This window comes from Spirochaeta thermophila DSM 6578, assembly GCF_000184345.1.
GTDB lineage: Bacteria > Spirochaetota > Spirochaetia > Winmispirales > Winmispiraceae > Winmispira > Winmispira thermophila.
On the sequence record NC_017583.1, the window covers coordinates 2,444,726 to 2,458,016 of the forward strand.

A 13,291-nucleotide genomic window follows, 5' to 3' on the forward strand; every position below is an offset into this window, starting at 1 on the left:
ACCGCAGGGTCTCCCTATTGGGAAGTGCGTCCCACGACGCCCAGGAAGGAGCGGAGACGATCCATACTCTTCCGCCACGAGGGGAGCGAGGAAGCTGTTTCGTAGGCCCGAAGCGAGTAGTCGAGGAATCCCGACCTCCTCTCGATCCAGGAAGAAAGGACCTCGTACAGTCCCCTCGCATCGGAGGGCTTCAACCACACTCCGACATCATCGGGAAGCCACTCCCTGAGTCCCAGGAGGGAGCTCCCCACAGGCACCACCCCCCATCCGAGGCCCTCTCCACATACCAGGCCCATCTCCGGCCGGTTGCTCATGAGGACGACTGTGTGTGCCCTCTCGAAGTGGTCCATGAGCGAGAGATCGTCCACCCTCCCCACGAGGTCCACGCGCCTCGAAAGGCCCATGGCCGAGATCTCCTCTTGGATACGAAGGACATAGGAGGGATCCACCGCGAGGGACCCCACGATGGTACAGTGCCACCCCCTCACCCCCTGCTGCGAGAGGTGGAAGAGGGCGTCGAGGAGCACATCGAGCCCCTTGTGGGGAACCACGTTACCGACCCAGAGTATCTCGAAGGTGTCGGAGAAGGCCTTCCGCTTCACATCGAGTTCGGTCATCCTCCCGTGGAGACGGTCGAATCCAGGAGGGATGAGCTCCACCCGGCACTTCGTCCCACAGCGCTCCTCGACTCGCTCCACGATGCGGGGATGGGCACAAACGAGCCCACTCAAAGCGGTCGAGGCGGCAACCTTGAGCCGGGCGAGCACTTCCTGGTGGAGCAAACTTCCCTCGGGAGAGAAGTCGAGCCTCGAGAGGATCCCGCAGGCCCGGTACCGTCTCCAGAGGGTCCTGGACGCACCGGACCAGAAGAGGGGCAGGAGGGGCTCCTGGATGATCACCACTTCGGGACGAAGGAGAGAGAGAATCCGCTCGATCCTCCCTGCGAGGGGTTCCACGAGACCTGCCATGAGACTCTTCCACGCACCCGGCACCTGCCCCAACCTCAGCACCCTCACCTCGTATCCCCAGTCCCTCAGTGAATAGAGCATGTGTTCTTCGAAGATCTCCTCCCCGGTCCTTCCAAGGGGAGAATGGACGGAAAGCACCACCACCTTTTTCACTGTCCCGCTCTTTTTATATCATTGAACAAAACCTTCCGGCCTTCAACTCCTTTTTTCGTCAAAAAGATCGGGTGACTCAAGCCCGCTGTACCGGAAAGGAGTCGTCGCATCGGCTCCCCGATAGGAGGGGTCCTTCAATATGTGATCGCGTACGGGATACACTTCATACTCATCGAGGGAGGGTCCCTCGGATGTGAGGCGCCCCTCCATGATCCAGGAACCGAGTTCCCCCTGCTCCAGGATGCAAGGCACCCTCGGCCACGGGAAAAGGCCACGCTCCCCCCTCCGCGGGGATCGGGTGAGCACCACACATCTCGACTCTTTCCCGCGTCCCTCCCCCACATCCAGCAGGCCCGCGAGGAAGAAGAGACCACCCGCCCGCTTACGGCAATAGAGCGGATAGACCACGCCGTACCGTCGGACGGTCTCGTAGAACCCATCCAGCACCAGGACGCAGCGCTCCCCCCTCTCCAGGAGCCGCCTGAAGAGGGGCCTCTCGGAGAGGGTCTCCCACCGCGCGTTCGGCACCACGGTCTCGCGCCCGGCTCCCTGCAGGATCACGAGCCCCCACCGGGCGACTCCCGGCAGCACGGACCTTCGCCGGTGGAACAACACTCCCACCCTGGGGCGCGTATAGGCACACACGTGAGAGAAGCCCGAGGGAAACCCCTCCGGGAGGGGCGTCCCCAGGGCTTCCTCCACCGCATCCCGCTCCATCGTCAACGAAATCCTCACGCACACACCTCATACTAGCATGACCCGTTTCCCCTGTCAGGTATTCCCTTTCGCCCTGTAACCTGGTATCGTTGGTCCATGCACGCGCGCATCACCGATACCATCCTGGATCTCACCATGAGAGAGGGTGAGCTCCCCCTGGAGGTACGGGAACGAACCCCTCTGGTGGTGACCCTGTTCACCCAGGACTGGTGTCCGCAATGGACCCACATGGCCGAATGGCTCCTCCCCCTCGCCGAAGAGAGGGGAGACCTTTCGGTTTTTTGGGTGGAGTACAACCGAAGCCCTCTCTTCGCCCCCTTCCTCACGTTCAAGGAAACGACCTGGGGGAACCACCTCATACCCTACCTCCGCTACTATCACAGGGGCAGACTCTTCCACGAGAGCAACTACGTCTCCCGCCCCATGTTCATGGACATCCTCACCGCCAAGGAGGTGTTATGAGCCACATACCCACGAGGGACGAGGCGTGGGACCTCCTCACCGCCCACATCGAATCGGAGAACCTCAGGCGGCACTGCCTCGCGGTCGCCGCGGTGATGGAGCACTTCGCGAAGAAGATGGGTGAACCTCCGGACAAGTGGTACATCATCGGTCTCGTCCATGACCTGGATTACGAGAGGCATCCGGATCGTCACTGTGAGGTGACCCCGATCATCCTCCGTGAAGCGGGGTGGCCGGAAGACTACATCCGCGCGATCCTCAGCCACGGCTGGAAGAGGGTGACCGACGTGGAACCCGTGCACCCCATGGAGAAGGTCCTCTTCACGGTGGACGAACTCACGGGACTCATCGCCGCCACCGCCCTCGTGAGGCCCTCCCGCTCCATCCTCGACCTAACCCCGAAATCGGTGAAGAAGAAGTGGAAGGAGAAGAGCTTCTCGGCCGGGGTGGACAGGGGACTCATCGAGGAAGGGGCCCGGATGCTGGGGATGGAACTCTCCGAACTCATCGCGGAGACCATCGAAGGCATGAAGCCTGTGGCGGCTTCGATCGGACTCGAGGGAAACCCGGCGACACCTTCTTCATGAAGAAGCGGCGCCCGAAAGGCGCCGCTTCGTGAGTCTGTCTCTTCACCACCGGGGTCCTGCCCCTCCCATGCCGGGTCCCCCCATCATGCCGGGACCATGTCCCCCCATCCATCCTCTCCCCAGGAGGAGATCCTCGTAGTCCTCCTGGGAGAGATACCTGGGCTTGTAGGTGATACCCACCAGGGAGAGCTGCCTCACCCCTGCGGCGAGTCGACGTGCGAGCGCCTGCTCGAGCCAGAGGTAGGCGAGATCGAGGTCCTCGTTGTCCGAGTGCTCCCGCCCTTCCCTCACCTGGACGAGCATCCGCTCCGTGAACGCGTTCATGGCCTGTACCGCCTCCGCCACGGAGTCGGCCTTCTCCGCTTCCCTGTAGAGCCTGGTCACCTCGGAGGAACTGTAAGCGCCTGCAGGCTTCCCCTCGAGGGTATTCTCGATTTCGTACCGATCGAGGAAGAAGTCGAAGAGGTACCCTTCACCTTGCCGTTCGGCCTGGAAGGCGAAGAGGCTCTGAGGGAACTTTTGCGCATAGAGGTCCGTGAGATCCCTCATCGCCTTCTCGTATTCGAGGAGCGAGAGGAGATCCTCCCTCTCCTGCGTCGAGAGCGAGGAGGGGGGTATCTGTTGGAAGAAAGAAAATGCGCCCGGACCTTTCCCGTATCCCCTCTGAGGTTGAGTCCCCGCTTCAGCCTTCTGCGGAGAAACGCCGTATGGCATACCCGGTCTTCCGGGGGCGGCCACGAGGAGGGCCGAGGTGCTCAGGAGGACACACGCCACGATCATTGTTCTTCGCTTCATCACACCACTCCTTACAGTGTTGATCTCATCCCGTACCACGTACGGTACGTATGAGAATCTACCCGATTTGTATGGAGATTCTGTGAAGAAACCGCAGGGGATCCATGAAGAATCACGAGGAGACGGGAAGCCGCACCGTGAACCGCACCCACCCCTCCGCACTCGTCGCCTCGACCCGCCCCCCATGCCCCTCCACCACCGCCCGCACGATCGCCAACCCCAGCCCGCTCCCCCTGCTGTGCCGCCCACGCTCCCCCCTATAGAGGCGCTCGAACACTAACGGGAGCTCCTCCTCTCCGATCCGGCCGGGATTCTCGACCTGGAGCACCACCTCCGCCCCATCCCTTTCCACCCGCACCCTCACCGGCCCCTCTCCCGACGCGTGCTGGAAGGCATTGCGCACCAGGTTCTCCACCATCCGCACCAGGAGATCCCCCTCACCGAGCACCACCCCCCCATCCTCCACCGAGACCTCCACCCCCCTCCCTTCGCCCAGCATCCGGAGCCGTTCCACCACCTCCTCCGTCACACGCCCCAGCGCCACCTCTTCCCGCAGCCCCCTCCGCGCAGGATCCTCCACCCGAGTAAGGAGCGCGAGGTCCTCGATGAGGGCCTCGATCCGCGCCAGCTCATCCAGCACCAGTGCAAACCGCTCCCCGGAGACCTCCAACACCCCATCCCTCATCGCCTCCAGCTGGGCCCGCAAGGCCGCGATCGGGGTACGGAGGTCGTGCGCCACATCCTGGGACCACTGGGCCCTCAGCCGCTCTTCCCTGAGGAGCTGCTCCTGGAGGGACACCGCCGCCCTCCCTATGGCGGAAAGCTCCTCGATCGACGCCTCAGGGAACACCACCCCCCGCTCCCCCCTCGCGATCCGCACCAACCCCTCGGCCATACGCCGAGCCGTACGGGCGAAGTCGCGCACGAGGAGGAGGAGCACCCCCCCCGAACCGATCAACGCCACCACCCCCCCGGTGACGAACGGCACGAGGAACCCCCTCGTGAGCGCACCCTCCTCCTCGGACGCACCGAACCCCGCCACCCGGAGCCCCACGTACCCCTCCACCCGGCCATCCACCCTCACCGAATCCCACCGCAGCCCCTCCCACACCTCCCCCGGCACATCCCCCGCGCCCCCCGGCCCCATCATCCCCCGCATCCCCATCCCCGGCTCCCCCCTCATCCAGGCCGCCACGGGCCGCCGTTCCTTGTCGAGCACCACCACCACCTGGAGGAACGGCGCGTAGGGCCTCAAGACCCGCATCACCTCGACCCGTACGAACCGCCCCTCCGCCGCCACCTCCTCGAGGGCCTCCACCACCTCCTCCCTGATCCGCGCCTCCCGTGTTCGTTCCAAGGCACCCAGGGACGCCCTGGCCGACACCCCCACCACCACGGAGAAGAGGAGCACGAAGACCCCGAACCCCACCCCAAAGGCGAGGAGGATCCTCCCCATGAGCGACCTCATACCCGCACCCCCATCATCCTGTACCCGATCCCCCGCACCGTCTCGATCCAATCGGAAATCCCCAGTTTGGCCCTGAGATTCTTGATGTGCGTGTCCACCGTGCGGGCCGACCCTTCGTAGAGATAGTCCAGGGCCTCCCCCAGGATCTGCTCCCTCGTGAAGACCCGCCCCGGCGAGGAGGCGAGGAGCCTCAGGATACGCCACTCGGCCGGGGTGAGCCGCACCTCGCGCCCCTCCACCACCGCCATGGGCAACTCGCCATCCACCCGGAGCCGCCGCCCCTCCCACTCCACCTCGCCCGCCTCCCCCCGCTCTCCTCCCTCACCCATACGCCGCATCAAAGCCTTCACCCTCAAGACCAGCTCCCGCGGAGAGAACGGCTTCACCACGTAGTCGTCGGCCCCCACCTCGAAGCCGAGGATCCTGTCGCTCTCAGCCTCCCGTGCAGTGAGGAAGACGATACCCACCTTCCCGTCCCGCTCCCGTATCCTCCGCGCGAGCGAGAACCCGTCGCCGTCCGGGAGCATCACATCGATGATACACACGTCCGGACGCTGAAGCCTCATGCTCTCCACCACCCCCCTCACCCCATCGAACTCCACCACCTCGACCCCCTCCACTCGAAGGTAGAGCGAGACCGCCTCCCTGATCGCCGCGTTATCCTCTACGAGATACACCCTGGACATACCACCATTGTGCGCACAAAACACGGAGATGACAAGTCCGCGCTTTTTTCGTATAGTGTGTAGAGAACCCCGGAGGAGGACACATGCCGCACAGGCGCAGGTGGGACGAAGACGACCATCCCGAAAGACACGATCGGTATCACGAGGAAGGAATCATCTCGGGCCTCTCGATGATCCTGGTATTCGGCGTACTCTGGAGCACCACCAACATCGTATTCTTCGTCTTCCCGCTCGTATTCGCCGGCATCATCCCCCTCCTCCACGGACTGAGGAAACTCTTCACCCAGCTCGCCCGGAGGACGCGCCGCAGACCATCCGGCGACAGGGAGAAGGAGATCCTCCTCGTCGCGAGGAGACACGGGGGGGTGCTCACCCCGACCATCCTCGCGGTGGAGACAGAACTCACGCTCAAAGAGGCGGAGAAGATGCTGGAGCAGCTCGCCTCCAAGGGCTATGCGAGCATGGAGATCACCGACTCGGGCCGTATCGAATACCACTTCCCCGAGTTCAAGGAGAGGGGGACCCTCCCCTCATGAAAAGGCGCCGTGGGGGTCCCACAGCGCCTCACCTCTCCTTCGCTCCCATGGACTACTCCCGGTACTCCTTGATCACCACCACCCCGTTGTGCCCTCCGAAACCGAAGGTCTCCGAGATGGCGGCCCGTATCCTCCCCTTCTTCCCCTCGTTGGGCACATAGTCCAAGTCGCACTCCGGATCCGGCTCCTCCTGGTTGATGGTGGGAGGGAAGAACTGATCCACGATGGCCATGGTGGAGAGGATGGCCTCGATCGCCCCAGCGGCGCCGATACAGTGGCCCGTCATGGACTTGGTCGACGAGACTTTGAGCTTGTACGCATGCTCGCCAAAGGCCTGCTTGATCGCCCTGGTCTCGATGGGATCGTTGAGCGGGGTCGAGGTCCCGTGGGCATTCACGTAGTCGATATCCTCCGGTGAGAGCCCCGCATCCCCGAGTGCCCGCTGGATGGCCTTCACCGCCCCCCTCCCCTCGGGATGCGGCGCAGTGAGATGGTAGGCATCGCACGTCATGCCGTACCCTGCGAGCTCGGCATGGATCCGCGCACCGCGGGCCTTCGCGTGCTCCAGGCTCTCGAGGATGAGCACCCCGGCCCCCTCACCCATCACGAACCCGTCACGATGCTTGTCGAAGGGCCTCGAGGCCTTCTTCGGGCTATCATTGTACTTCGTACTGAGGGCCTGGATCACGATGAACCCTGCAATCCCGAGCGGCGTGATGGCCGCCTCGGTCCCCCCCACGATCACCACGTCCGCCTCGTCCTCACGGATGAGACGGAGGCCCTCCCCTATGGCGTCGGTACCGGAGGAGCAGGCCGTGGTGATCGTGTAGCACGGCCCCTGGGCGTTGAAGTACATCGCGATATTCCCGGGGGCGATGTTCCCGATGATCTTGGGGATGGTGAGAGGCGCCACCCGTGAAGGCCCCTTCTCGAAGAGCGTACGGAACGAGTCCTCGAGCGTCTCGAACCCCCCGATCCCGTTCCCGATCACCACCCCGAGCCGTTCAGGATCCACCCCACCGTCGGCAAGCCCTGCGTCCCTCATCGCCTCGATGGCCGAAGCCACGGCGAACTGGGAGAAGGGATCCATCTTCCGCGCCTCTTTCCCTATCACCGCCCGGGCATCGAAGTCCTTCACCTCAGCGGCGATCCTGCACGCGTACTCGGTCGTATCGAAGTGGGTGATCCTGTCGATCCCGCACTCGCCACGCTTCACCGCCTCCCACAACTGGGACACCGAGTGTCCGAGGGACGTCACCGCCCCCATCCCGGTGATGACCACGCGTTTCTTCATCCGGTCCTCCTTCATGGTCTCACATCCCCATCCCGCCGTCCACGCCGATCACCTGGCCGGTCACATACGAGGCGAGATCCGAGGCGAGGAAGAGACAGATCTTCGCCACTTCCTCGGGCTGCCCCAGCCGCCCCATGGGGATACGGGAGAGAAGGGCATCCTTCACCTTGTCCGGGAGCTTCTGGGTCATGGGGGTATCGATGAACCCGGGTGCGATGGCGTTCACCCGCACGTTGCGGCTCGCCACCTCCTGGGCCAGACTCTTGGTGAGGCCGAGGAGCCCCGCCTTGGAGGCGGAGTAGTTGCACTGTCCCGCATTCCCGTGCACACCCACGATGGAGGAGATGTTGATGATGGACCCCTCCCGCTGTCGGGCCATGGCATGGGCGATCCTCCGAGAGAAGAGGAACGCGCTCGTGAGGTTCACCCTGAGCACGCTCTCCCAGTCATCGAACGACATGCGGAAGATGAGCCCGTCCCTGGTGATGCCGGCGTTGTTCACCAACACATCGATCCCGCCGCTCTCGGCCAGGATCTCCCCCACCACCTTGTCCACCTGTTCCTCGTCGGCCACGTTGCACTGTTTGTAGGCCACCGTGGTCCCCCGTTCAGCGGCGAGGGACTGGAACTCCTCCATGTGCTCGCTGGGATTGAGGTCCACGAACCACACCGATGCCCCCTCCTGGAGAAAGAGGCGCACGATCCGGGCCCCGATACCCCTGGAGCCTCCGGTCACGAGAGCCTTCTTGTCCTTCAAAAGCATACCACACTCCTTTATCCTGTGATTTTCTCTATCTGTTCACGGGTACCCGCCGGAAGGCAGGGCACCTCCGCCGAGAGGGCCTTCCAGAGGCCGCAGAGCACCGTGCCCGGTCCTACCTCGAGGGCCCGCTGCACCCCTTCCTCGAGAAGGGCCTGCTCTTCCTCCGTCCACCGCACGGGGCTCGTGATCTGTGCGACCGCCATCCGCTTCGCCTCCTCGCCCGAGGTGAGCGGCCGCGCCGTGACGTTAGAATACACCTTTTTCACGGGATCTGCAAACGAGTACCCGGCGAGGAAGTCGGCAAACTCCTCCTGGGCCTCCTTGAGGAGCGGAGAGTGAAACGGCCCCGACACTCTGAGCCGCACCGCCCGACGTGCCCCTGCGGCCTTGCAGACCTCCTCGGCCTTTGCGAGCCCCTCTTCGGTCCCCGAAAGCACCACCTGTACCGGACTGTTGTAGTTCGCGATGTACACATCGGGGACCCCCGCTCCCTCGAGCACCTCCTCCACCTTCCCCGGAGGGAGCCCCAGGATCGCGCTCATCCCGGTCTTTCCTCCCCGCTCATCCCAGGCCCGGGAGGCCCGCTCCATGCACTCCCCCCGCTTCACCACAATGGGAAACACCTGCTCCGGGGTGAGGATACCCGCCTCCACCAGGGCGGCATACTCCCCAAGGCTGAACCCCGCACACACCGAGGCCTCTATCCCCTTTTCCTTAAGATAGGCGGCCGCCGCCAGATTCACCAGCGTGACGGCGATCTGGGTGTTGTCAGTGCGCTTCAATTCCTCCTCCGAGCCCTCGAAGATGAGCCGGGTGAGGTCACGCCCCGTCACATCCTCCGCGAGGGCGAAGAGGTCTCTCACGTTCTGACTCGCCTCGTACAGATCCCTCCCCATACCGGAGTACTGGGCCCCCTGACCGGGGAAGAGAAAGGCATACGTCATGGCATCCTCCCTTGCATCCACCATACCGTATTTCGTTTTATCGGTCAACGGCCGAATATCGTCCGCCCGCCTTGCACTCTTTTTTCCGTATCTTTATACTTCGTTCAAAACCCCAGCAACAAGGAGTGTCTATGAATCATATCCTCGAACAGGGCCTCATCCTCATGGTCCTGGGTATGGGGGTGGTCTTCGCCTTCCTTTCACTCCTGGTGATCATCATGAACCTCTCGTCGAAGATCATCCTCAGGTTCTTCCCCGAGAAGGAGGAACCGGTGCCGCAACAGGCGGACGCGTCCGCCGAGATCGCCGCGGCCATCGCGGCCGTCACCTATCATACGCGACACTAATACTTTTCAAAGAAAGGACATGCCATGAAGAAACGAGTCCACTTCATGATCACCGCGTTCCGTGACGGGTTCCAGTCCGTGTACGGCGCGCGTGTGCTCACCAAAGACTTCCTCCCCGCTTTCGAGGCCGCGGTACAGGCCGGCCTCACCCACTTCGAGATAGGGGGAGGCGCTCGCTTCCAGTCCCTCTACTTCTACTGCAACGAGGACGCCTTCCAGATGATGAAGACCCTCCGCGAGGTCGCAGGCCCCGATGTGGACCTCCAGACCCTCGCGAGGGGCGTGAACGTGGTGGGGCTCGATTCCCAGCCGCGCGATATCATCAAGCTCCACGCCAAGCTCTTCAAGAAGTACGGCGTGAGCACCATACGGAACTTCGATGCCCTCAACGACGTGAACAACCTCATCGACTCCGGAAGAGCCATCGCCGAAGCGGGGCTGCGGCACGAGGTGGTGGTCACCATGATGGAACTTCCCCCGGGATGCGAGGGCGCCCACACACCCGAGTTCTACATCGACACCCTCAGGCAGATCCTGGACGCAGGCATCCCCTTCGATTCCGTGTGTTTCAAGGACGCATCGGGCACCTCGGTGCCGAAGAAGGTCCATGAGACCATCAAGGGCGCGCGCAAACTCCTGGGCGACGACGTACACCTCGTGTTCCACTCCCACGAGACCGCAGGAGTGAGCATCGCCCAGTACATGGCGGCCCTCGAGGCGGGAGCCGACCAGATCGACCTCTCGCTCGCCCCGGTCTCCGGTGGCACCTGTCAGCCCGACGTGCTCACCATGTGGCACGCACTCCGGGGTACCGAGTTCGATCTGGGGATCGATCCCTACAAGATCATGGAGGTCGAAGAGGTCTTCAAGGAGTGCATGGCCGACTACTTCAAGCCGCCCGAGGCCCTCGCAGTGGAACCCCGGATTCCCTTCTCCCCCATGCCCGGTGGGGCCCTCACGGCCAACACCCAGATGCTCCGCGACAACGGCCTCATGGACAAGTACCCCGACATCATAAAGAACATGGAGGAAGTGGTCCGGAGGGGAGGGTTCGCCACCTCGGTGACACCAGTCTCCCAGTTCTACTTCCAGCAGGCCTTCAACAACACCCTCTTCGGGCCCTGGACGAAGATCGCCGAGGGCTACGGGAAGATGGTCCTCGGCTACTTCGGTAAGACCCCGGTACCGCCCGATCCCGAGATCGTGAAGATCGCCCAGGAACAGCTCGGCCTCGAACCCACCACCGACAAGGTGGTCGACATCAACGACCGGGACCCCAACAAGGGGATCGAGGCCGCCAAGAAGATGCTCCAGGAGGCGGGGCTGCCCGTCACCGAGGAGAACATCTTCATCGCCGCCACGTGTAAGGACAAGGGGGTCATGTTCCTCAAGGGCGAGGCCAAGGTGAACGTGAGGAAGATCGACCGGAGCAAGGAAGGAAAAGAGGAGAAGACCGCCTCGGGAGCCAAGGTCTATGCCGTGACACTCGGGGGAAAGAGCTACAAGGTGAAGGTCGACGGTTCCACGGCCGTGGTCAACGGCAGGACCTACACCGTAGAGGTGAAGGAGGCGGAGGACGCTCCGGCCTCCTCCGGCGCTCCCTCGGGTGAACGCGCTCAGGTCACCGCACCCCTCCCGGGCCTGGTGCTTCGGATCCCCGTGCAGGAGGGGGATCATGTCGAGGACGGTCAGGAGATCATCGTCCTCGAGGCCATGAAGATGGAGAACCCCATCTACGCCCCCAAAACGGGCACCGTGGCCGCCATCCTGGTGAAACAGGGCGATCACGTCAAGGCCGGCGACGTCCTCGTAGAGATAGAGTAGGAGGCCGCCATGTCATTGTGGGATGGACTCAAAGAACTGTGGATGACCACCGGTCTCTACGGATTCCTCCAGCCGGGCGGCTGGGGGAACTTCCTCATGATCCTCGTGGGGCTCGTCCTCCTCTACCTCGCGATAAAGAAGGAGTTCGAACCCCTCCTCCTGGTGCCCATCGGGTTCGGCGCCATCCTGGCGAACATCCCGTTCGCCGAGATCGCGGCCCACACCGAGCTCCACGGAGTGATCGGTGAAGGGTTCATGCGCCTCGAAGAGGTGAAGACCGGGCTCATCGGCTTCTTCTACGACGCGGGTGTCACGAGCGGGGTCTTCCCCCTCATCATCTTCATGGGGGTGGGGGCCATGACCGACTTCGGGCCGCTCCTCGCCAATCCCCGCACCCTGCTCCTGGGCGCCGCGGCCCAGTTCGGGATCTTCGGGGCCCTCCTCGGTGCCCTCGTGCTCGGCAAGTTCGTGCCGGGTATCAACTTCGACCTCTATGCCGCGGGCGCCATCGGCATCATCGGAGGGGCCGACGGGCCCACCTCCATCTACGTGGCTTCCCGGCTCAAGCCCGAACTCCTCGGAGCCGTGGCCGTGGCGGCCTACTCCTACATGGCCCTCGTGCCCATCATCCAGCCGCCCGTCATGAAGCTCCTCACCACCAAGGAGGAGCGCCGCATCAAGATGGAGCAGCTCCGCCACGTCACCAAGACCGAGCGCATCGTCTTCCCGCTCGCCACGCTGGGCCTGTGCATCCTCCTCCTGCCCAGTGCCACCCCGCTCCTCGGCGCCCTCATGTTCGGCAACCTCGCACGTGAGTGCGGAGTGGTGAATCGGCTCTGGGACACCATGCAGAACGCCCTCATCAACATCGTCACCATCATGCTGGGCCTCGCCGTGGGTTCGAAGATGGAGGCCGACAAGTTCCTCAACCTCGAGACCCTGGGCGTGCTCGTCCTGGGTGCATTGGCCTTCTCGCTCGGCACCGCGGCCGGCGTGCTCCTGGCCAAGCTCATGAACGTCCTCTCAAAGAAGCACCCCGTCAACCCCCTCATCGGGGCTGCCGGGGTCTCCGCCGTGCCCATGGCGGCCCGCGTGGCCAACAGGGTGGGCCAGCAGGAGAACCCGCACAACTTCCTCCTCATGCACGCCATGGGGCCGAACGTGGCAGGGGTGATAGGCTCCGCCGTGGCGGCCGGCGTGCTCCTCGCCGTCATCCCGGTGATGGCCGGCGGCTGATCCCCGCAGGACACAGACCACACGAGAAGAGGCCCGCGCTGCGGGCCTCTTTCTTCAGGCGCCCTCGCTCACCCCCCGGAGGCCTGCCGGCCCCCGTGGGAAGCCTTTCCCGAGAGATGCGCCTCAATGAAAGAGGAAAGCTCGTGGAAGAAGAGAGGAGAGACGTCGATGAAGGCGAAACCCGCCCGTTTCACCACGTCGCCCTCGGGCTCGTGGCCCCAGACGAGGCGGGCGAAACAGTAGAGAGGCTCCTCCCTTCCCGGCAGGTGTATCTCGAGCCGCACCTTCCTCTTGCCGGTGAGGAGCTGATGGAACGCGTGTCTGTCGATGTAGATTACGTCCGCGAGCCCCACCCCGCCCAGGCTGACGTCCCGCGTCCGCACGTAGACGGGATGGTGCACAGCGGCGGGGTCGTCTTCCTTCCAGTGTGCGAGTTCGTATCCCACCTTCAACTCGGCAGGCACCCTGGGGAATCTCCGGCGTTCTCTCCCGTCGGCCACGCGCGCCTCCT

Annotated in this window: 15 protein-coding genes; 6 read left to right on the top strand and 9 right to left on the bottom strand. The window is 63.7% G+C overall.

Annotation, left to right across the window (positions count from 1 at the left end; genetic code table 11):
* Positions 1–14: 14 nt before the first annotated feature.
* Together SPITH_RS11155 and SPITH_RS11160 are read right to left on the bottom strand one after the other, a co-directional pair.
* The gene (locus SPITH_RS11155; RefSeq protein WP_014625753.1) at positions 15–1,121 is read right to left on the bottom strand and encodes a glycosyltransferase family 4 protein; all 1,107 of its coding nucleotides are present in this window, start codon (positions 1,119–1,121) and stop codon (positions 15–17) included.
* A 42-nt stretch (positions 1,122–1,163) separates the two neighbouring features.
* Positions 1,164–1,856 (bottom strand): SOS response-associated peptidase family protein, encoded by a 693-nt coding sequence (locus SPITH_RS11160; RefSeq protein WP_245523396.1) that lies wholly within the window; start codon positions 1,854–1,856, stop codon positions 1,164–1,166.
* Positions 1,857–1,934: 78 nt separating this feature from the next.
* On the opposite strand from SPITH_RS11160, the gene SPITH_RS11165 reads away from it, so the two are divergent.
* Positions 1,935–2,300, top strand: coding sequence for a hypothetical protein (locus SPITH_RS11165; protein ID WP_014625755.1), 366 nt, complete (start codon positions 1,935–1,937; stop codon positions 2,298–2,300).
* On the top strand, positions 2,297–2,887 hold the full coding sequence (locus SPITH_RS11170) for an HDIG domain-containing metalloprotein (protein WP_014625756.1): 591 nt from the start codon (positions 2,297–2,299) through the stop codon (positions 2,885–2,887). The genes SPITH_RS11165 and SPITH_RS11170 overlap by 4 nt, the downstream gene beginning before the upstream one ends.
* A 42-nt stretch (positions 2,888–2,929) precedes the next feature.
* On the opposite strand, the gene SPITH_RS11175 is transcribed toward SPITH_RS11170, so the two are convergent.
* From SPITH_RS11175 to SPITH_RS11185, 3 genes are all read right to left on the bottom strand, one after another.
* Positions 2,930–3,682: a DUF2202 domain-containing protein gene (locus SPITH_RS11175; RefSeq protein WP_014625757.1), complete on the bottom strand. Its 753-nt coding sequence runs from the start codon at positions 3,680–3,682 to the stop codon at positions 2,930–2,932.
* A gap of 112 nt (positions 3,683–3,794) precedes the next feature.
* Positions 3,795–5,150, bottom strand: a complete 1,356-nt coding sequence (locus SPITH_RS11180; RefSeq protein WP_014625758.1) for a sensor histidine kinase — start codon at positions 5,148–5,150, stop codon at positions 3,795–3,797.
* On the bottom strand, positions 5,147–5,836 hold the full coding sequence (locus tag SPITH_RS11185; protein ID WP_014625759.1) for a response regulator transcription factor: 690 nt from the start codon (positions 5,834–5,836) through the stop codon (positions 5,147–5,149). Before SPITH_RS11185 ends, SPITH_RS11180 begins: the two co-directional genes overlap by 4 nt.
* Positions 5,837–5,919: 83 nt before the next feature.
* Between SPITH_RS11185 and SPITH_RS11190 the strand changes: the two genes are divergently transcribed.
* Positions 5,920–6,372, top strand: coding sequence for a hypothetical protein (locus SPITH_RS11190; RefSeq protein WP_014625760.1), 453 nt, complete (start codon positions 5,920–5,922; stop codon positions 6,370–6,372).
* A gap of 52 nt (positions 6,373–6,424) precedes the next feature.
* Here SPITH_RS11190 and fabF read toward each other — a convergent pair whose 3' ends face one another.
* Genes fabF through fabD form a run of 3 tightly spaced genes read right to left on the bottom strand, consistent with a single transcriptional unit; the run spans position 6,425 to position 9,373 of the window.
* On the bottom strand, positions 6,425–7,666 hold the full coding sequence (gene fabF / locus SPITH_RS11195) for a beta-ketoacyl-ACP synthase II (RefSeq protein ID WP_014625761.1): 1,242 nt from the start codon (positions 7,664–7,666) through the stop codon (positions 6,425–6,427).
* A gap of 19 nt (positions 7,667–7,685) precedes the next feature.
* The gene (gene fabG / locus SPITH_RS11200; RefSeq protein WP_014625762.1) at positions 7,686–8,429 is read right to left on the bottom strand and encodes a 3-oxoacyl-[acyl-carrier-protein] reductase; all 744 of its coding nucleotides are present in this window, start codon (positions 8,427–8,429) and stop codon (positions 7,686–7,688) included.
* An 11-nt stretch (positions 8,430–8,440) separates the two neighbouring features.
* Entirely contained in the window at positions 8,441–9,373 is a 933-nt protein-coding gene (gene fabD, locus SPITH_RS11205; protein WP_014625763.1) for an ACP S-malonyltransferase, read from the bottom strand.
* 131 nt (positions 9,374–9,504) lie between these two features.
* On the opposite strand from fabD, the gene SPITH_RS11210 reads away from it, so the two are divergent.
* Genes SPITH_RS11210 through SPITH_RS11220 form a run of 3 tightly spaced genes read left to right on the top strand, consistent with a single transcriptional unit; the run spans position 9,505 to position 12,780 of the window.
* Entirely contained in the window at positions 9,505–9,720 is a 216-nt protein-coding gene (locus SPITH_RS11210; RefSeq protein WP_013314923.1) for an OadG family protein, read from the top strand.
* A 24-nt stretch (positions 9,721–9,744) separates the two neighbouring features.
* Positions 9,745–11,544 carry a biotin/lipoyl-containing protein gene (locus SPITH_RS11215; protein ID WP_014625764.1) on the top strand — a complete coding sequence of 600 codons (1,800 nt, stop codon included), beginning with the start codon at positions 9,745–9,747 and terminating at the stop codon, positions 11,542–11,544.
* A 9-nt stretch (positions 11,545–11,553) separates the two neighbouring features.
* Positions 11,554–12,780, top strand: a complete 1,227-nt coding sequence (locus SPITH_RS11220; RefSeq protein WP_014625765.1) for a sodium ion-translocating decarboxylase subunit beta — start codon at positions 11,554–11,556, stop codon at positions 12,778–12,780.
* Between the two features lie 68 nt (positions 12,781–12,848).
* Here the strand turns inward: SPITH_RS11220 and SPITH_RS11225 are convergent, their stop codons facing one another.
* Complete coding sequence (locus SPITH_RS11225) at positions 12,849–13,280, bottom strand: PilZ domain-containing protein (protein ID WP_245523397.1); 432 nt, start codon at positions 13,278–13,280, stop codon at positions 12,849–12,851.
* Between the last annotated feature and the right edge of the window lie 11 nt (positions 13,281–13,291).